The sequence below is a fragment of the Candidatus Neomarinimicrobiota bacterium genome (assembly GCA_016784545.1).
Classification (GTDB): domain Bacteria; phylum Fidelibacterota; class UBA8477; order UBA8477; family JABMPR01; genus JABMPR01.
The window spans coordinates 19,307-40,063 of record JADHUM010000038.1 but is presented as its reverse complement, the minus strand read 5'-3'; the positions used below and the strand labels follow the sequence as shown (position 1 = coordinate 40,063).

Annotated in this window: 18 protein-coding genes; 13 read left to right on the top strand and 5 right to left on the bottom strand. The window is 44.4% G+C overall.

Annotated elements, in window-relative coordinates:
* The 8 genes from gnd to ISR87_09850 form a co-directional block, all read left to right on the top strand.
* Positions 1-894: decarboxylating NADP(+)-dependent phosphogluconate dehydrogenase (gene gnd, locus ISR87_09885; protein MBL7025756.1), on the top strand; the 894-nt coding region annotated here is incomplete at its 5' end.
* Between the two features lie 25 nt (positions 895-919).
* Complete coding sequence (locus tag ISR87_09880) at positions 920-2,176, top strand: DUF2088 domain-containing protein (protein MBL7025755.1); 1,257 nt, start codon at positions 920-922, stop codon at positions 2,174-2,176.
* A 4-nt stretch (positions 2,177-2,180) separates the two neighbouring features.
* A complete protein-coding gene (locus tag ISR87_09875; protein MBL7025754.1) occupies positions 2,181-3,263 on the top strand; it encodes a sugar kinase in 1,083 nt (360 codons plus the stop codon).
* A 15-nt stretch (positions 3,264-3,278) separates the two neighbouring features.
* Positions 3,279-4,016, top strand: a complete 738-nt coding sequence (locus tag ISR87_09870) for a hypothetical protein (GenBank protein MBL7025753.1) — start codon at positions 3,279-3,281, stop codon at positions 4,014-4,016.
* 34 nt (positions 4,017-4,050) lie between these two features.
* Complete coding sequence (locus ISR87_09865) at positions 4,051-4,575, top strand: hypothetical protein (GenBank protein ID MBL7025752.1); 525 nt, start codon at positions 4,051-4,053, stop codon at positions 4,573-4,575.
* A 130-nt stretch (positions 4,576-4,705) separates the two neighbouring features.
* Positions 4,706-5,176 (top strand): (2Fe-2S)-binding protein, encoded by a 471-nt coding sequence (locus ISR87_09860; GenBank protein MBL7025751.1) that lies wholly within the window; start codon positions 4,706-4,708, stop codon positions 5,174-5,176.
* Entirely contained in the window at positions 5,169-7,250 is a 2,082-nt protein-coding gene (locus ISR87_09855; protein MBL7025750.1) for a xanthine dehydrogenase family protein molybdopterin-binding subunit, read from the top strand. Before ISR87_09860 ends, ISR87_09855 begins: the two co-directional genes overlap by 8 nt.
* Positions 7,251-7,322: 72 nt before the next feature.
* Complete coding sequence (locus ISR87_09850; GenBank protein ID MBL7025749.1) at positions 7,323-8,495, top strand: anaerobic sulfatase maturase; 1,173 nt, start codon at positions 7,323-7,325, stop codon at positions 8,493-8,495.
* A gap of 91 nt (positions 8,496-8,586) precedes the next feature.
* Here the strand turns inward: ISR87_09850 and ISR87_09845 are convergent, their stop codons facing one another.
* The 5 genes from ISR87_09845 to ISR87_09825 all read right to left on the bottom strand — a co-directional run bounded on the left by ISR87_09845 (position 8,587) and on the right by ISR87_09825 (position 14,931).
* Positions 8,587-10,053 (bottom strand): response regulator, encoded by a 1,467-nt coding sequence (locus ISR87_09845; GenBank protein ID MBL7025748.1) that lies wholly within the window; start codon positions 10,051-10,053, stop codon positions 8,587-8,589.
* Between the two features lie 215 nt (positions 10,054-10,268).
* The gene (locus ISR87_09840; protein ID MBL7025747.1) at positions 10,269-11,507 is read right to left on the bottom strand and encodes a tetratricopeptide repeat protein; all 1,239 of its coding nucleotides are present in this window, start codon (positions 11,505-11,507) and stop codon (positions 10,269-10,271) included.
* A gap of 68 nt (positions 11,508-11,575) precedes the next feature.
* Positions 11,576-12,202, bottom strand: a complete 627-nt coding sequence (locus ISR87_09835; GenBank protein ID MBL7025746.1) for a hypothetical protein — start codon at positions 12,200-12,202, stop codon at positions 11,576-11,578.
* A 569-nt stretch (positions 12,203-12,771) separates the two neighbouring features.
* Positions 12,772-13,506, bottom strand: coding sequence for a hypothetical protein (locus ISR87_09830; GenBank protein MBL7025745.1), 735 nt, complete (start codon positions 13,504-13,506; stop codon positions 12,772-12,774).
* A 51-nt stretch (positions 13,507-13,557) separates the two neighbouring features.
* Positions 13,558-14,931, bottom strand: a complete 1,374-nt coding sequence (locus tag ISR87_09825; protein MBL7025744.1) for a sigma-54-dependent Fis family transcriptional regulator — start codon at positions 14,929-14,931, stop codon at positions 13,558-13,560.
* Between the two features lie 207 nt (positions 14,932-15,138).
* On the opposite strand from ISR87_09825, the gene ISR87_09820 reads away from it, so the two are divergent.
* From ISR87_09820 to ISR87_09800, 5 genes are all read left to right on the top strand, one after another.
* On the top strand, positions 15,139-15,510 hold the full coding sequence (locus ISR87_09820) for a response regulator (GenBank protein MBL7025743.1): 372 nt from the start codon (positions 15,139-15,141) through the stop codon (positions 15,508-15,510).
* Between the two features lie 78 nt (positions 15,511-15,588).
* Positions 15,589-17,472, top strand: coding sequence for a cation:proton antiporter (locus ISR87_09815; protein MBL7025742.1), 1,884 nt, complete (start codon positions 15,589-15,591; stop codon positions 17,470-17,472).
* A 314-nt stretch (positions 17,473-17,786) separates the two neighbouring features.
* Positions 17,787-17,936 (top strand): hypothetical protein, encoded by a 150-nt coding sequence (locus tag ISR87_09810; protein MBL7025741.1) that lies wholly within the window; start codon positions 17,787-17,789, stop codon positions 17,934-17,936.
* A 397-nt stretch (positions 17,937-18,333) separates the two neighbouring features.
* Positions 18,334-19,899: a sodium/sugar symporter gene (locus ISR87_09805; protein ID MBL7025740.1), complete on the top strand. Its 1,566-nt coding sequence runs from the start codon at positions 18,334-18,336 to the stop codon at positions 19,897-19,899.
* Between the two features lie 275 nt (positions 19,900-20,174).
* On the top strand, positions 20,175-20,675 hold the full coding sequence (locus ISR87_09800; protein ID MBL7025739.1) for a hypothetical protein: 501 nt from the start codon (positions 20,175-20,177) through the stop codon (positions 20,673-20,675).
* The last annotated feature ends 82 nt before the right edge of the window (positions 20,676-20,757 follow it).

Below are 20,757 nucleotides of genomic sequence, written 5' to 3'. Positions count from 1 at the left end.
CACAATGGAATTGAATATGGCGATATGCAGATGATCTGTGAAACTTATCAGATGATGAGTCAGGGACTGGGCATGTCCAATGAAGAGATGACCAAAGTCTTTGCCAAATGGAATACAGGGAAGTTGGATTCATACCTCATTGAGATCACCCGAGATATCCTGGGCTACAAAGATGAGAATGGTGATGCCACCGTCGATCTTATCCTGGATACAGCTGGCCAGAAGGGCACTGGTAAATGGACAGCAATTGCTGCCCTGGATGAAGGGATGCCCCTGACATTGATCGGCGAAGCCGTTTTTGCCAGAGCACTTTCAGCTATCAAAGACGAACGCCGTGAAGCATCGAAGATTCTCATCGGTCCTGAAAAATCCAGCATTGCAGATAAGGCAGCCTTCATTGATGATCTGGAAGATGCCCTGTATGCCTCAAAAATCGTTTCCTATGCTCAGGGATATCAGCTAATGCGCTCAGCGGCATTAAGTTATGGCTGGAACCTCAACTACGGTGGTATTGCACTTATGTGGCGTGGTGGTTGTATTATCCGGTCTGCCTTTCTGGGGAAAATCAAGGATGCTTTTGAAGCAAATCACGACTTAACAAATCTCCTGTTGGACCCATTTTTTACCGAGGCAGTTACCAAAGCACAGGCTGCCTGGCGCAGAGTTATTACCAAAGCCATTGAATTGGGTGTGCCCATGCCAGCTATGGGCGCTGCCCTGGCATTCTATGATGGGTATCGTTCTGAGCGGCTTCCAGCCAATTTGCTCCAGGCCCAACGCGATTACTTTGGTGCCCACACCTATGAGCGCATTGATAAGGCCCGTGGTGAATGGTTTCACACAAATTGGACGGGACGGGGTGGCAATACCTCAGCGACAACCTATGATGTTTGATAAGGTCCATAGGAGGTAAAACCGCATGTTAGGACTGGGTTTTACAGACAGATCAGTCTCCGAGGCTGAAGTCAGGAATCTGATTAAGGAGAGCTTTTCCTCCAGAGAGATGCAGGACAAGAAGGTTTTGTGCATTATCCCGGATCATACCAGGACAGCACCCATCGACCTCATGTTCAGGCTGGTATATGCTGAACTGTCTGAACACGTGGAGTGGCTAGATTTTATAGTCGCCCTGGGAACCCATCCTCCCATGACCGATGAAGCGATTAATCATAGGGTAGGAATTACCCAGGAAGAACGCACCTCACGCTATCCCAAAGCCCGATTCTTCACCCATCATTGGCAGGACCCAGCTCAACTAAAAGTTGCTGGAACCTTCTCTGCAGAGGATGTTTCTGAATTATCCGGTGGATTGATGGAAGAAGCAGTCAGTGTAACCATCAACAAAATGGTTTACGATTATGATATCCTCCTCATTATTGGTCCAACCTTCCCCCATGAAGTTGTGGGGTTCTCGGGAGGTAATAAATATCTCTTCCCTGGAATAGCAGGTCAGGAAATCATAGATATGTTTCACTGGCTGGGTGCGCTCATCACCAATCCCATGATTATTGGTCACAAATATACACCAGTTCGAGCTGTGGTGGATAAGGCTGCTTCATTCCTTCCAGTGGAAAGAATGTGCATGAGTCTTGTCATAAAGGGCACAGAGCTGGCTGGCTTATACATTGGAACGCCTGAGGATGCCTGGGAAGCCGCTTCAAACCTGTCAGATAGACTTCATATCGTCTATACCAATCGATCTTACCATACGGTCCTCTCACGAGCCCCTCAAATGTATGATGAACTCTGGACAGGTGGCAAATGCATGTACAAACTTGAACCAGTGGTTGCTGATGGAGGTGATCTTATCATTTTTGCCCCTCATATCACCCAGGTGTCAGAGATGCATGGTGAGATTATCGAGCAGATAGGGTACCACGTCCGTGACTATTTCGTAAAACAACCAGATAGATTCACGGATATCCCAGGTGGGGTAATGGCTCATTCCACCCATGTCAAGGGAATTGGCACCTACCAGGATGGGGTAGAGAAACCCCGAGTAAATGTAATCCTGGCAACGGGAATTCCTGAAGAGACCTGCAAGAGGATCAATCTCGGTTATCGTGATCCAGCCACAATAAATATTGAAGATTATCAAGACCGCGAGGAAGAAGGGGTTCTTTATGTCCCCAAAGCCGGTGAAATGTTATATCGATTAAAAATTAATAAAGGTTAAGACAATGGCAAAATTAGACATTAGACAAGATAACTGTGAGCTGGATTTCCTATCCCTGGGCGCCCTGGTCCATCGCCTGGATCCAGGTAGATATCCCTTTCGCAAAGCAAGATCATTGAGTATTCACGTTTCAGGTGGTGAGTATAATTGTGCCGCGAATCTGGCTGATTGCTTTGGTCTTAAAACGGGTATCGCAACTGCCATGGTTGATTATGGCATTGGTGAAATGGTACAAACACGTGTCCGGGAAATGGGCGTCAAACCAATCTATAAGTGGTTTAAACACGATGGAGCGCGAGGACCAAACATTGCCACCGTATATAGTGATGTAGGCTATGGTGTCAGACCACCCGTTGTCTTTTACAATCGCGCCAATGAAGCAGGAGCCATGTTGAAAACAGGTGATTTTGACTGGGATGATATCTTTGGTAGAGGCGTGCGCTGGTTCCATTCTGGTGGTATTTTTGCAGCTCTCTCAGAAACTACCTCCGAGTTGATTATCGAGGCGATGAAGGCTGCGAAAAAATCCGGTGCCATCACTTCCTTTGATTTGAATTATCGTGGCAAACTATGGGAATCCATGGGGGGTATTGATCAGGCTCAGGCAACCTTCAAGAAAATAGTTAGGTATGTAGATGTGCTTATTGGCAATGAGGAAGACCTGCAGATGGGACTGGGCGTAAAGGGTCCCAATGTGGAGAAAAAATCGAAATTGGATACCTCCATCTTCTTCCAGATGATGTCAGAAGTTCATCGTGATTTCCCCAACGTGAAAATGGTGGCTACCACCATGCGTGAGGTGGAATCTGCCAACCGCCATCAGTGGGGTGCCGTTGTGTGGACCCCAGAAGGGCAGGCTATCAGTCCCACCTGTGAATTAAATGTACTTGATCGCATAGGTGGAGGAGATGGATTCGCATCAGGATTGATTTACGGTATTCTGGATGGGAGAGACCTGGACCAATCACTCCGATTGGGATGGGCTCATGGAGCGCTATCGACAACCTTCCCCGGTGATGTAACCATGGCCAGATTGGCTGAGGTGGAAGCATTTGCCAGTGGCGGTTCTGCACGCGTACAGCGTTAATCAGCAGGCTACCAGATGCTAGCACTTGATTTTGACGGGGTAATTGCAGATAGCATAGATGAGTGCATGGTAACAGCCTACAACGCCTTCACTCATGCTAATTGGGACTATGAACCTCGGAAGGATCTCAGTGGGTTCAGCGATCTTGAAATAGGGGAGTTTCGTAATCTGCGTCCACTAATCAGACGTGGAGAAGATTATGTTTTTCTCCTCCTGGCCATGTCTGAAAAAAGGCAATTTCTAACCCAGGCTAAGTTTGATGGCTTCCTGGACAATAATGAAATCCACCGGGAGGAATATCGTCGACTCTTTTATGCTGAGCGGGAGCGGCTTCAAACTCAAAATCCCGAGAGCTGGCTGAATCTGAACCCACTGTATCCAGGCATGGCTTCATTTTTAAAATCAAGGGATGTTGGGGAGATATTTATCGTCACCACCAAGGATCTGGTTTCTGTTCGCCTCATATTAGAGCACAATGGAATAGCTTTGAGGTCCGATCAAATGTTTCAGGCTGTCAAAACATTACGTAAGCCCGAGATTCTGAACTCGATTCAGACCAAAAGGGGCGTTGAGCGTGAGCAGGTTCATTTCATAGACGATCATGTGGGAACCATTCTGGAAGCGAAACAGGATTCCAGTGCTCGGGTCTATTGTGCCACCTGGGGATATAATACACCGGAGCAGCTTGAATTGTTGCTGCACGAGAATATCCAAGCTTTATCCCTGGATGAATTTTTAATGAAATCATGGTAGGATTGGATTTTTTGAGAAACACGAAAGGTCATAAATGAGATCAGTTAATATGGACAGACTGGCTGTTCCAAATTCGTTGTCACGGGTTGCCCTGGTAGATGCACTTGTCCTTGTAAGCTTTTATGTAACCATCGTTTTTGCACATATTCTGCCTTTTCCGCTCTATCAGTTCGACCCCATGAAGATCCTGGTTTTGATCACGGTTGTCTATTCAAATCGAGGGAATTCTATGGGAATTGCAGCGGCTCTCCCAGTTTTATCCTTCCTGAGTACGGGTCATCCCGTCTTTCCCAAGTTTTTGATCATGAGTGGAGAACTGATGGTGTTTGCCTTTGTGCTTGGTATGCTATCTCAAAGCAGATCAAGTGGCCTGGTCGCTTTTCTGGGGGCGGTTCTCATTTCAAAACTCGCTTATTATTTTATTAAGTTTAGTGTGATTTCTCTGGGCTGGCTGCAAACCCCATTGCTTACCACGAGTGTCATCACTCAGCTACAGGCACTTCTTATTCTGCTCTGTGTATTCGGACTGGTTGATTTCTTCCTTCGCAAGACGGACTGATTTTTACTGAAAGTACAATAATCCATAATCTTCAGAGCTTATTACCTATCATGATTTAGGTATATTTCTTGTGTCCCTCCCTTGGATATCATTGTATAATATTGTCTGATCTTATACAAAGGGGATTCACATGATTACCAAGGTTTCATTTCAATTGAATGGGCAACAAGTTTCTGTTGAGGTAGATCCCAAAACACCTCTCCTATGGGTCATTCGGGATACACTGGGTTTCACTGGAACCAAATACAGCTGTGGTATAGGCATCTGTGGCAGTTGTACAGTGCATATTGAAGGCAAAACTGCGAAATCCTGTATCACACCCGTAGCTTCTGTTGAAAATAAATCTGTTACCACCATTGAAGGTCTTGCAAAGGACGGACTACATGCCGTTCAACAGGCCTGGGTTGATGAAGAGGTTCCCCAATGTGGCTATTGCCAACCTGGACAGATCATGACTGCTGTCGAACTCCTGGAAAATAATTCCAATCCAACTGATGCAGAGATCGATGCCGCCATGAAAGGTGTGCTCTGCCGCTGCGGGACATATCAGAGAATTCGCAAGGCCATCCACACGGTATCAGGGGAGGTGCAGGATGACTGAGCTAAAGATGGGCCAGATCTCTCGGCGTGAATTCATAAAACTGAGTTCAGGATCAACAGCTGCTCTACTCTTAGGTTTCTCAATAAGTCGGTGTGAAAGCAGGACACAAATTGAGACATTTACTTTTGAACCAAACATCTATGTGAGTATTGGATCTGATGATACCGTCACGGTTGTCATGCCTCGAAGTGAGATGGGACAAAAGATTTATACTGCCCTGCCCATGATCCTGGCCGAAGAACTTGAAGCCGATTGGAGCAAAGTGCGTGTTGTCCAGGGAGATTTCAATCCCGTTTTCGGCAGTCAGACTACAGGTGGGAGTGCCAGCATTCGAACGCACTATAACCGACTGCGTGAGGCCGGGGCAACTGCCAGAATGATGTTGGTTCTTGCCGCCGCTGGAAAATGGGAGGTTTCACCAGATAAATGCTACGCCAGTGAGGGGTATGTCCATCTCCAGGGTACTCGAAAAAAAATGAGCTATGGGAACCTTGCAGCATTGGCCGCCAGTGTGGATGTTCCTGAAAAGCCCATTCTCAAAGATCCCAAGGACTTCAAGATCATTGGTCGATCCATCAAAAGTCTGGACTCTGCTTATAAAGTTGATGGCAGTCTGATCTTTGGATATGATTTTACACTTCCAGGCATGCTGACCGCAGTGATCAAGAGAATTCCCACCTTTGATGGCCAGGTTTTGGACTATGACGATAGCGAAACCATGCAGGTTCCAGGCGTTAAGGCTGTGGTGCAGGTATCCAGTGGTGTCGCAGTCGTTGCCAATGATACATGGTCTGCGATTCAAGGTCGAAAAGCCCTGAAAGTCAATTTTGATCCAGGACCAAGCGCCAATCTGAATAGTGCAGATATACGGCAGAGGATGCTGACAGCCCTTGATCGACCTGGAGAGGTACTCAGGGATGATGGAAACATATCCAAGAAGAAAGCCGCTAAATCATTGGAGCTGCTCTTTGAAGTACCCTATCTGGATCATGCGCCGCAAGAACCCAATAATTGTACTGCCCATTTCTATGACGGAATCTGCGAGATTTGGGCTCCGACTCAGAATCCAGGGGCAAGTTTTGAAGCTGCCAAGAGTATTACGGGCTTTGATGATGCCAGGATAATCCTGCACACGCTGAGAATGGGTGGGGCATTCGGGAGACGCTTAGCCGCTGATTATACAGTAGATGCAGTTGAAGTCGCCAAACACTTTTCTGAACCCGTGAAAGTGGTACGCATGCGGGATGAGGATATCAAACATGGAACCTATAGACCGGCTACGGTGCATCGTCTGAAAGCTGGGATAGGTGACAGGGGTGAAGCTCTCTATTGGAAACATACGGTTTCTGGTCCTCAGGTTGGCTGGCATGGGACCATTACAGGTGGTGCTCCCGATCTGGTCTATTCCATCCCCAATATCCATGTTGATGTGGTTATGACGCCCCTGCCTGTACCCACAGGACCATTTCGATCCGTAGCCCACACTCAGAATGCCTTTGTCAATGAATGTGGGTTAGACGCACTTGCCAGGCTTGCAGGACAGGATCCCTATACCTATCGCCGAGAATTACTCAAGGACTCTCCGCGTCACATTGGTGTCCTTGATCTGGTCGCAGAAAAAAGTGGCTGGGGCAGTACCCTTGAACAGGGTCATGCCAGAGGGTTAGCTGTTCATTATAGTTTTCGCAGTTATTGCGCCATGGTTGCTGAGGTAAGCCAGGAGAAGTCAGGTGAGTTCCGTATTCATAGAATGACAGCTGCCATTGATTGTGGCCAGGTTATCAATCCTGATGGAGTTCGGGCTCAAGTGGAAGGCGGTATCGTCATGGGACTCACCGCAGCCCTGCATGGCAAGATCACGCTTGAAAATGGACGTGTTAATCAATCCAACTTCCATAACTATCCACTTCTAAAAATGGATGAAACTCCCATTATGGACATTCACATTGTGAAGAGTGAAGAAGCGCCCACAGGAGCAGGAGAGCCGCCTGTGCCACCAACTCCTCCGGCACTGCTGAATGCCATTGCTGAATTGACTGGAGAATACATAACTCGATTGCCAATTAATGGCTGATGTAATTCACAAATTTATATTCGTCAGCACTGAGATGCTATCAACGGGGTATATGAGAGAAGTGTCGGGATAGTGCGGCAGAAATATCTTCCCCTAAATAGCCTGCTTATCAAACCAGCAGGTCCTGACTGTAATCTGGATTGTAAATATTGTTTTTATCTGGAAAAGGAAGCCCTCTTCCCAGAGTCGAAAATTCACCGCATGTCCGAGCAAACCCTGGACACCATTATTAAGCAGGCGCTAGAGCAGTCCAGAAGTCAGATATCCTTTGCCTGGCAAGGGGGCGAGCCAACTCTGATGGGTCTGCCTTTCTACGAAAAAGCAATTAAGCTTCAACAGAAGTATGCCAGGGGAACACAAGTAGAGAATGCACTACAGACGAATGGAACCCTCATTGATGGGCAATGGGCTACCTTCTTGCACCAGAATAAATTTCTCGTGGGACTCTCGTTGGATGGACCTGCCCATGTCCACGATCACTATCGTGTAGATAAGGCAGGCGAGCCCTCCTTTGAAAAAGTGAGAGATGCTGCAACCCTCATGCTTGAGCATCAAGTTGATGTCAATGTGCTTGTTGTGGTAAATGATTACTCCGTGAAATATCCTGAGGAGATCTACCAATTTCATAAGGACCTTGGATTGGATCACATACAGTTCATCCCCTGTGTGGAGTATGGCGATGCACCCTCAGATTTAGCGCTATATACTGTTAGTCCTGAGGAATATGGCGAATTCCTGTGCCGTACCTTCGATCTCTGGGCCCTGGATATTGATGATCTGGTGGCGAAAACATCCATACGATTCTTTGATTCAGTTTTTCGTAAGTATGTTGGGCATCCACCGGCAGACTGTACCCTCCTGGCAGACTGTGGTGTCTATCTTACCATAGAGCATGAGGGGAGCATCTACTCGTGCGATTTCTATGTGGATTCTGAAAATCTTCTTGGGAATGTCAATGAGTTAAAATTGATAGATATGCTCAATGGAGATCAACAGATACGATTTGGATCAGCTAAATCAATATTACCCTGGGAATGTAACGCCTGCGAATGGTTGGCATTGTGCCGAGGCGGTTGCCCAAAGGATCGCCTCCTTCAAGGTGAGGGGAGTGGGCTACACTATCTCTGTGAAGCATTCAAGATTTTCTTCGCTCATGCTGATAGCACCTTCAGAACGCTTGCTGGAGCCTGGCAGGATCAACAGGCTGAGTTATTCAGACAAGAGAACCCTGTAAGAGAGGTTTAGTGATTAGCCCTCATTATCTCTGCCCATGTGGCACTTGGAAAAAATGTTCTGGATGGTTCGTGTAGCAGGTGAAGCAGGGTGGGGTAAAAGCTTATTTACCAAACTCTATGGCTTTGAGAATAATTTCCTGAATGTCTTCCACCGTGAAAGGTTTGGCCAGCGCGAAGTCGATAAATTTTGCCAGATTAGGTTCATCCTCAAGGAAAATTGGCCAGCCTGATAGCAGTAGAACCGGTGTCCTCTTTCCCGTTAATTTAATCATTTCTGCGAATTCTCGACCACCCAATTCAGGCATCTCCATATCCGTAATGACCAGATCATACTGGTTTTGTTCGAAATCCTTGAAAGCGTTGGCAGTTGACGTGTGGGTGGAAACCGTATGTCCTTCAGAAGTGAGTAACTCATTGAGTATCTCTGTAAAGTACTCATTATCATCCACTGCCAGAATACGGATGGGAGGGACTTCCAGTTTCAGAATAGGTATTTCCACAGGGCCCGTATCAACCTTATCAAAACTGAGGGTCATCATGGTCCCGATACCCACCTCACTATCGACTATGATTTCACCATCGTGCCGTTTTATGGTGCCATAGACCTCACTTAACCCAAGACCGGTGCCAGAGCTCCCTTTGGTACTGAAAAAAGGATCAAAAATGCGGTTTCGCACATCTTCGGTCATTCCTGTTCCAGTATCCTGAACATTGATGTGAATCTTACCATCATACTCAGCAGTGGACATGGTGAGCAAACCCCCATCTGGCATGGCATCTACAGCATTGAAGATCAAGTTGGTAACCGCGTTAATAATTTCAGATTTACTGCCTTCAATGTACAATTCTGGCTTAAAATCACTTATTGTGGAAATGATAACGCCTTCCTTCTGCTGCACTTCCATCCATCTTGGCTGGGTCATATAGACAACGTTTTGCATCAGGCTTGATGTATCTATTGTTTCTTTCTCGGTGACCCGTCCTCCACGGGCAAAATCCAGCATACGTCGAATTGTATCTGAACCAGTACGGGTGGATCCTTCAAGAAGATCCAGTTGTCTCAGCAGCTTGGGATCTGTTGCTGATTTTTTGATAAGATGTATCTGCCCCATCACTTCAGCCATCACGTTGTTAAAATCATGGGCTGCACCAGCAGTTAACTTACCAATGGACGCCAGTCGTCTGGACTGTGCAGATTCATCCTCAGCTGCCCGGATATCACTGATGTTTCGAACCGTGATGATAAACCCTTGCAGACCATCATCATCATCAACGATGGGATGTGTGCGTTCTTCAAAGAATTCACCATATCGTGCATCAAAATAATTGGAGTTCACCAGGCTCCCGGTCTCAAGAGAGGCGGGGAGGGGACAATTGTCACAGGGCGCATCTTTGTCATGAATCATCTTATAGCATTTTAAGCCACTGAGTTTATTGCCCTGTCCAATAATGATGTTGGCTGACTGATTTGCATCAATTATCTGATAATCCACATCGGCTAAGACGATGATATCTGTCAGGTGGTCCAGGGCATCCTGAAGGCGAAGTTTGTTCTGTTTAGGCTGCATTGCCTACCTTATAAATGATTAATCAGACTATATGTTAGCAGTCTGATAATGGATAATTTGACTTTATAATATTATTAAGCAAGAGATTACCTTGCCCAAGCCGATAGAAATCAAGTTGTAGCTGAACTCCGAAAACCTACCCGAAACAATTAAAATTCCGGGTAGGTTTGACAACCATTATTGATACGCGTTTTTCGGAGGTACAGCTTGTAACGCTATTCCATCAGGGTGGATAACTCACCCTCAACTTCTGATACCCGAGCCAGTGCATGTAAATCAACAAAGCTGGCTTTGGCATCTTTGAGCAACTCAATAGCCTTATCGGTATCTCCCTGCTCCATGAAGAGATGGGCTAACTCAACCTGAGTTTGACCAACGTTCAAGGGTTTATTATGGTCTCTACATATCCTGAGACTATTCTCCAGGAATGCCTGGGCAGTACGATAGTTCTTCCGTTTACCGGATATCATACCAAGTATCTTGTAGGTCTCACCGATACTCAGCCGATCACCGAACTGAGAGAATGCCTGAAACGCTGATGTAGCCAATGCGGTTCCAGCGGACAGATCATCCTCGCGGTAGAGGATCTCTGACTTCTCCAGATATGTGAGGCTCTTCATATAGTTATTCTCTGCCGTGGTAGACAGTTCGATACTCTGATTAAAGTTCTCCAATGCTTTTGCATCTTCGTGTTTCGCCTTGTAGGCAAGTCCGATATTATGCAGAATTCTCGCCCTGATAGAATGATCATCATTATCACCCAGTAGCTCGAGTGTTTGCATCAGATGGCTTAGTGAGTCATCGTAGGAACCCTTCATATGGTAAATATTACCCAGGTTCATGTTGATCTTAATCAACTTTCTGTTGAGCTGATACTCTGTAGCAAGCGCTTTGGCTTCCTGCATCAGACTCTCAGCACGATCTACCTCACCTTTCTCTACGAGAACAACACTTATAGAAAGCATTACTCCGGCGAGTAGCTGAGGATTCTTTAGCTTGATATAGTAATCCATACAGAGTTCATATTCGGTCAGGCTTGTATTGAAATCCGAGAGATAAAAAGAAATATCACCTAATCTCTGATGAACCTGTACGGCGAAGTTATCATCCTTTAAGAGAGCAGAATGATCCTTCAATAGCAGAAGCAGTTGCTGAGCTTTGTGAAATTGACCATAAGGAATGGCTATTTTGGCAATCTCGTAAAGTAATCCAAGGTATTGACGCTCTTCCAGGAACTTGGCGGAATGAAGCTGAATTGTATCAAAATCGATCTCTCTGAAAATTTCAGTCTTGCTCCCTAGTTCCTCTGGTGCGGTCTTCTTCCAACTCTTCTTTAGCAGCCTCTCACGCTCGCTTCGCAGACGTATCAGATAGTCAGCAAAATCTTGCCCACATCTTCTAACTGCCAGCTTGTGAACAGCGCTTAAGAAGGATTGTAAATTTGTGTCACCCATAATTTATGTCTTCTTTATTATTATTTGTTGGCGATAGTAAATAGAAAAACATACATGAATTAACATGCTTAATCGTCTTCATCCTCGCCAAGAGCCCATCCATATTGAGTGAAGTGATCAATGGCAAAATTAATAGTCTTTTCTTCAGGATCGACGATGTAAGCTTCCACAGGAAACCATGTTTGTCCCAGGTCCTCACTGAAATATGGTTGCAGGTTAAGACTTTCCCAGTCATCCCCGTCAACATCCAGAAATTCCCAGCTGAGGGTAATATACATATCAGCATCATAGTGTCTGCTAGGTAGGAACTCGACACCAGCAGCTGTCTGTCCAGACCTGTTATAGTTCAGCACGCGAATACTTATTTCCAAATTTGACTCTTCGAAGGCATATTCAGGCACAACGACCCGATTGCCGAATGTCATGCGACCACCTACATTTCCACCGATGTGGTTATGTATATTCTTAGAGGCATATCCGCGAGCCCTTCGACCCAATGCATTGTCCTGTTCAGCTTCAAGGACTGCTGTGGCTTCGGGGTTCCAATTAGCCCAGGTGATCTGATCCAGCGGTGTTCCATTCTCCAAAGACATATCACCATCAATGTCCGGAGTTAATGGGTTTACAGAGCAGAAATTGAGTACTAAGACCGCAAAGATCAGTACTGTGATCCGCAACCAATTACGATGTTTCATGAGACGATTCCTTCCTAAAGAATTACTCTATTATTAATCGCTAACAGATTTCTCCTATTAACGAGTGTATCCCCAATCGTATGTTTTACATATTAAGTAAACAAATCAAGATTCCATAAATCATGGATGATAGCTTGATTTCGGAGCAATGCTCCTCAAGTTTACTTTGCCAAATCTATAACGTTTTCCAAAAGTGTCATGCCGAAATTCTTAATGCATAACTTTAAGCAATAGACACAAGATACTATGATAAGGCTATGTATCACAAGTCCAATTTTCGTGCCAGTCTTTGTAGCCGGTCGTGGGAGAGGGTATTAAGTGACCGAAGAAGCAGGTGATTTATATGAATTAACCAAACTTTCGGGAAGTTCATTTCCCTTTTACACAACTGTAAATTAATGTTTTAAGTGGTTGACAAGACTAATCCATTAAGTAATGCAATTCTTATCAAAAAACCTCGTGAGTGCCTTTATTACAAGTCTTATCTAGGTTTTATGGAATGATTCTTCAAGATAGGGACGGTTTATATAAACCACAATGGGTGATAAAAACCGGTTTATATAAACCAGCTACTCGTTATGGGATAGGGTAATCCTGAGCTCAAGACTCAAAGGTCTTTCTGGTTGATGGATCAATTCAAATTTTGAGGATACATTTCTGATCACTCTGGCTAGATAGCGCAGGGGTATTTCTCCAGCTGATGGAAAAACCAGTGCTGATTCTTCAGATCCTTGCTCTGGAGCTTTCAGAATCTTTTGAACGTCTGTTTTGATTAAATATTGATTATTCTCAGCTTCAAATGCAGTGCTCAGTAGAATGGGTCCCTCTATCTCATACCGTTTCGCATTTTTCAAATATGTATACAGAAATATCCAGATGATTCCTGGATTCGCCTCAGTGCTGAACGGGTCGGGGAGAAGGTCTTGCCTGAGATTTATGCCTTTAAAAGGGTGAAGATTCAAAAGCTTACCCATGGCAGCTGAAATCATTCTGGGAAACTCCAGGTGTTTGGTTTCTGAAGGTATAAGGTCTGTGCTCATGAGATCTTGTGAAAATTTTACCAGGTTGGTAATGGATTCCGAGACCTGAGCAGCCTTTGTTGTGGCTTTGTCGTAATCCTTGTTCTCAAGTGCTTTTTTTAAAAAGGAAGCATTCATGGAAAGTGCAGTGAAACGGTTGTTCATTTTGTGGGTAAACCCAAAATCATGGGCCGCCGCAGTATAAGCAAAGACCAATTCCATCAATTCATCAAATTCCTGAATGTCCATCTGATCCGATTGACTATTATTAGCGATGTCTTCCATAACCCCACTCATTCCATCTTTAATGCTATAAAGGACAAGAGATGTATTCTATCAGGATAGTTTGAATTTCTTTAGTCGGTATTTCATAGTTTCCCGGCTAAGGCCCAGTAATGCCGCAGCCTTGGTTTTGTTACCCCCGGTGCGCTCAAGTGCCTGTTTCAATAGATTCTGTTCAAGTTCCTCTAGTGAAATACCCTCCTCTGGAAGGTGAAATACCTGATTTACGCTAACATCCAATAGATCCTGTACCTCTCTGGACTGGCTATCATGTTGGAGACTGATGGTTTGAGGTGAAAGCACATCGCCTTGTTCAAACAATACTGCCCGCTCAATAACATTTCGGATCTCCCGGACATTTCCCACCCAGGGGTGTTTCATCAACATTTTCTGGGCCGCAGGGGAGATACTCCTGATATTCCGCTTGAATTCCTTATTGAACACATCAAGGAAGTAATTTGAAAGGATAATAATATCGTCATCACGCTCTCGCAGCGCAGGAAGCCGAACCGAAGCCACATTGAGGCGGTAATACAGATCAGCCCGAAATTTATTCTCCTCCACAAGTGTCATCAGATCTTTTGATGATGCGCTGATAATGCGGGCATCGATTTTAATCTCTTTCGTACCACCCACCCGCCTAAAGGTCTTCTCTTCCAGTACCTTTAGAAGTTTGGATTGAGATGCCAGATTCATATCTCCGACTTCGTCCAGGAAGAAAGTCCCCTCATGGGCCAGTTCCAATAGTCCCTTTTTTCTTTTCTTGGCATCAGTAAAGGCACCTGCTTCATGACCAAACAATTCTGATTCCAGCAGGCTTGGTTGGATGGCTGAGCAATTCACCTCTATGAACGGGTGTTTTGCCCGAGGACTCTGATAATGTATGGAACGGGCCACCAGCCCTTTTCCCGTACCGGTCTCACCCCTGATTAATATCGTTGTTTTTGAGGATTCAGCTACCTGATAGATAAATTGATATACTTTCTGCATGGGTTCACTGGTACCCACGATGTTGCCAAAATGATTCTGACTCTTGTCCTGAAGGTAACTTAGTTGTTCACGTTTCTTGCGGCGGTCAATGGCATGATTGACCTGAATCTTTAATTCATCGGGATCAATGGGTTTACGGATATAGTCCATCGCCCCTAGCTTGATGGCCCGGATGGCAGAGCGGAGATCTGCCTGTCCTGTTATCATAATGACTTCAACGTCATCAAATTCAGTTTTCAATTTCTCGAGAAAGGTGAGGCCATCCATGCCGGGTAGACCGATATCCAAAAGGATCAAGTCTGGAATTTCACGAAGAATATAGGGATGGGCATCCTCAGCAGAGTTAAAGGTGGATACCTCATATTCGTCCGATTCAAACAGCTCCTTTAAGAGCTCCCTGATTTCAGAGTCATCATCTATGATATGAATGGAGACCATGCATCAAACTTTCCCGTATTCCATAATAATGCAAGCAAAATTAGAGAAGCTTTACTTCATCGCCATGGAAAGAATATATAACATTATTGTTGAGATAGCCTACTTGACGAGGCCAACCTGATAAAGTCCTTTTAAAGCTCCACAATTCTGACTAATTATAGACGGTTTAGAAAGTATAAATCAGAGGAAAAAGTATCAGATAATCTCATGCAGAATGATCATCCCAAAACTGTCCTTATAATAGATGATGAAGAATCCATAAGAGATGTTTTAGTCAATTTCTTCGAAGAACTCGGATATGATATTCTCACTGCCAGGGACGGTCGGGGGGGAATTGCTGAGTTCCAAAGGAATCCTACTGATCTTGTCATTACAGACATCGTCATGCCCCGCGTTGAAGGTATCGGGACCATACGTGAAATACGAAAACAGTCCAAAAGCGTAAAAATTATAGCCATGACTGGATTTGTTGGTTCCTATCTGCAAGAAGCAGTCACCCTTGGAGCCGATGATTCCATTGGTAAACCATTTACCTCTGAAGAATTGATTGAAGTGGTAGAAAGAGTAACTGCAAGTTAGCTGTGGAACTGAATTTCAGAATTACCAGCAGCTATTAAATACTAAATACGCTCCATTTATTACTAGATAATCCTCCATATGAATGCTCATAATTTTTCTTTTGTCCCTTTGCTCATAGTAGTTCTTCTGGCCTTCATCGTACCGATTCTTCTCGGTCGATTTAGGAAATTAGGAATTCCAGCAGTTGTTGGGGAAATCCTGGCTGGCATGTTACTGGGTAAAAGTGGCTTTAATTTGATTCGTGAAGATCATGTATTAAGCATCCTGTCCATCCTTGGCTTTTCACTCCTCATGTTTCTTTCTGGACTTGAAATAGATTTTACAAGTCTCTTTGATGTCAACACGAAGAAACGTTCTGGTATTTTAGCCAGGATATTGAGCAACCCCTTGATCTTCGGTCTCATTCTCTTCGTGCTTACACTAGGTGGGGCTTTTATCACTGGTCTGATTGTGCATCGTCTAGATTTGGTTTCAGAACCGTGGATTATCACTTTGGTCTTGTCAACTACATCACTTGGGGTGGTTGTTCCAGTCTTAAAAGAACACGGATTGTCAGGTAATCCCTTTGGACAGAGAATTTTGTCTGCAGCATTGATAGCTGACTTCGTAAGTATTCTGGCCATTAGTATTTATGTGCTCCTCCGCAGTCAGGGACTTACCCTGGAAATTCTCCTCATATTGGTTTTGTTTGCCGTTTTTGTGGCTGTTCATAGACTTACCGCACTTTTCCAAAAGCACCTGCCCACTGAAAAGATATTGGAGCGATTGGCCTCGCCCACATCACAGATAAAACTTCGGGGTGCCATTGCTTTAGCCCTGGTGTTTATTGCCCTGGCTGATAGTCTGGGTATTGAAAATATCCTGGGTGCATTTCTCGCTGGTGTCATCCTTTCGCTGGCATCCAGTGGGAGTACCTCTGCTTTAAGACACAAATTGGATGGCATTGGCTATGGCTTTTTTATCCCCATTTTCTTCGTCATGGTGGGAGTAAGATTCGATCTGCCCGCACTCCTTGAATCGAGAGAGGCGGTTATACTTGTCCCTTTTATGGTTCTGGCTGCCTATCTCATTAAATTGATTCCATCAATGTTATTTAGAGTGTTTTTCTCCTGGAGAGAAACATTCAGTGCAGGTTTCATTCTCAGTTCCCGACTTTCACTGATTATTGCCGCGTCAGCCATCGGTTTGGAACTGGGTGTCATTTCACCTTCCTTGAATTCAAGTATAATTCTAGTAGCCATTATTACCTGTACCTTTTCACCCATTGCCTTCAGTTTGCTCAATAAAGTGAAATCTGAAAACCCCGATCAGGTTTTAATCGTTGGTGATCATCCCATGGTTGATTTTCTCATGCAGCAATTCAAACATCATGGTTTGGTAGCTCGAAATATTCGCCTCAAGGGACTCTATGAACTAGAGCAGGGACAAGCAGGAGCTAATGAGCTTTTACCACAGCAAGTATTGGTTAATGCTTTAAGGGATAACAGCATAGAAAAGACGAATACAGTGATTGTACTGGCGGACCAGCAAGATGAGAACTACCGCATTTGCAGGTTGGCTCTCAATTACTTCAATATTGAGAATGTCATTTCGTTGGTGAAGGATCCTGTAAGGAACAGCAAATTTCGCGACCTCGGTGTACGAGTGGTTAACATGATTTATTCTACAGCACTGATCATTGAAAGTATGGCACTGAGCAAAGATGCTTTTTCTGTGGCTGCGGATATTGATGAGATGCAGGAAGTTCGTGAAGTAAAAATATTGAATGATTCCATACATGGCAAACGCATTGCACAGATTGATCTACCTGAAGCAACCAGTATACTTATGCTGATTAGAGGCTCAGAGATGATCACACCGGATGCAGAGACCATCCTTCAAAAGAATGATATCATAACCTTGGTCGGGGAGGAGAGTCTCGTCGATTCTGCACTTCGCCTATTTACCAGAAATCAGAAATAGCTCAATTTCTAATAGGTGAAACATCACTGGGAACATCCACCAGGGTAGCAAGCTCCGCCAGATATTGGCATAATCACCACCCAAAAAAATAGTGTCGTGGCATAGACGATAAGTAATAGTCGATAGTAGACTGTACTCGCTTAGCCACAAGGTGATTTCGAGGGGTATGCTCCTGGATTTACCTGCATTGGAGGATTGTTATGCCGCATATGTAGGTTAAAGGGAAGACATAATAGGGGTACACCTCATATGGATATCGTGTCGCATACCCATCTTTATTGCGCAATCACCAACAACGCATAGGAGAGAAGCACATGAAAACGAATCAAGTAAAACAATCAAACTGGGTAGATGCCAATGAAGTTAACCTGGATTCTGTCTCAAAATTTTCTGCACTAGATATATTAGGCACCATCGTTATCATGGGAGTAGCCTTTGGGATTATAGCTCCTTTCCTGGTTTAACATTCAGATTTAATCGTAACACCCTCGCCGCAAGATGCGGGAGATATGCTTTTTTTGCTTAAGAGAAGGGATGGCGTCAGCCATCCCTTCTCGATTTCTTAACGTCCATATAAGAATATTAAAAATTCTCACCAGTAAATCGTCTGGGAGTTTATGTAAGGTAGCAGCAAGCTGGCTATACATATTGATAAACAATTTTATGAATATGATAATAAATTCATTCGAATTCGGTTGAAATGGCTTAAATATTACCGTCACCTTTATGGCCTGATATTTGTCATAAGTAAAGACAGATTTGAATATCAATAAATTAGTATTTACTAATATTGATGATTACCGACTGATAACTCAGCACCTCAGTCACTAAAGTACTAAATAAAAAGAAAAGGGTTAAGGCATGAATTTTTCAACATTGGATTATGTTGTATTTATCAGCTACATCGTATTCATTGTGGGTTTGGGTCTGTATGTGTCTCGAGAGAAAAAAGGCCACAAAAAGAACTCAAGCGACTATTTCCTGGCAAGTAAATCCTTACCCTGGTGGGCCATCGGTTTTTCCCTCATCGCAGCGAATATTTCCGCTGAGCAGTACATCGGTATGTCTGGTTCTGGATATGTCATTGGATTGGGCATTGCCACCTACGAATGGACCGCCGCCATCACGCTAATCGTTGTGGCCAAATACTTTTTACCCATCTTTCTCAAAGAGGGTATCTACACCATGCCGCAATTGCTGGAAATTAGATATGATAGTCGAGTGAGAACTGGTCTGGCTGTATTCTGGCTCCTGCTCTATGTATTTGTCAACTTGACTTCAGTTCTTTATCTGGGTGCTCTGGCGCTAAGGACTATTCTTGGCGTGCCCCTGATTTGGGGTATTGCCAGTCTGGCATTATTCTCTGCCCTATATACCATTTATGGTGGTTTAAAAGCTGTTGTCTGGACTGATGTTGTTCAGGTACTCGTCCTTATTGTGGGTGGTCTGGTGACTACCTATTTCGCACTTGATCAGGTCAGCGGTGGTCATGGAGCAATTGCTGGTTTTGGTGATCTCCTGGCAAAAGTACCTGAAAAATTTGACATGATTTTAGATAAATCAAATCCAAACTATGCAGAATTACCCGGGCTTGGAGTACTGCTGGGTGGTATGTGGATGGCGCATTTCTTCTATTGGGGCTGTAACCAGTACATTATTCAGCGGGCCCTGGCTGCCAAGGATATCAAAGAAGCTCAGCGTGGACTCATGTTTGGTGGATATCTTAAGATATTAACGCCTCTCATTGTTGTTATTCCAGGAATCGTTGCATTTGCTTTAAGTGCAGATTTGGCCAAACCTGACGAAGCCTATCCCTGGCTCCTCAGTACTTTTGTGCCTACTGGCTTAAAGGGGCTGGCCTTTGCTGCATTAATTGCTGCCATCGTCTCATCCCTGAGCTCAATGGTTAACAGTACTGCCACCATCTTCTCAATGGATATCTACAAACAGATTATTAATAAGGAAGCCTCTGAAGAGCAGTTAGTATTTATAGGTCGTGTGACCAGCGCCGTCGCCCTTCTTGTTGCAGTCATCATTGCGCCATCTTTATCGAGCCTGGAACAAGCATTCCAATTCATACAAGAATTTACCGGCTTTATTAGTCCTGGAATCTTTGCCATCTTCATTTTCGGTTTATTCTGGAAAAAGGCTACTGCTAATTCAGCTGTATGGGCAGCAGTTTTAACGATTCCCTTATCCCTGGCCATTAAATTCTTCATCCCTGCGCTACCATTCTTGAATCGCATGGGAGTGGTCTTTCTGATCCTCAGCGCAATTGTGGTGGCAATTACTTTGATTGAAAAGAAAGGTGTCTCTTCCAAGGCCATCAAAATTGACAAAGATCTCTTTCACACTGATACAATCTTCAATGTGGGCGCAATTGGTATTTTTGCAATTCTGTCTGTGTTATACACGATTTGGTGGTAATCCATCCAATTGATTTATTAGAATAGCAATTAGAAACGTCTTTAAATCCCCTTCCATGATGACCAAGAACATTGTGGAAGGGGATTGCTGTATCTGGGCGTGGTCCCAGCTAAATCCTGAAGCTCAGGTATTAGGATCCCAGATATCGTCATTTTATTCCTCTCCAATAGGGTATATCTACCAAAAACAATAGGGTAAGCCCAATATCTCAGAACCACCGCATGGGCTAACATGCTTCCAATCAAGACCAGAAGGTCTTTTTGAAAGGAAGCAACATGAACATCACCAACATAGTTTTAATGATATCCCTTCTTGCTTCCTCAGTATTAGCCAATTCAAACAATCTTGACTATGTTGGTGTCAGCTCAAAAAAAGTCATTCCGATCAATATTATTGATCCAGATCAGGAATCCAGAAGTGGTGAACTTGTCCAAGCTGACGAGAGTTACTTCTACTTTCTGGATGCCGCAAGCAATACCACACAGCTTGTTCAGCGCAGTCAGGTCCAATTATTGGAGACAAATATGGACGTAAATCTGCTTTCCTTATTAAAGGGAAAAGATCCAGAATCACTTACTGATATCATCGAATTAAATGATGGGACCAGAATTCCCAGTATCATTCTTGATATCAGCGGCAAGGAAGTCCAGTACTTCACTGGAAAAACCTTGAAGCGTGAGGCCATACCTGCCAACGCCATATACATGCTATACATTGACAATGGAACCATCGGCATTCCATTCCCTGTTGCTGAACCAGATTTCGCTGTGCTCTAAGCAATAGTAATACTTCCCAAAACCACGAACACCCCTGGCAACGATATTGCTTCAAGGGGTGTTTCTATATGTACTCCTTTAA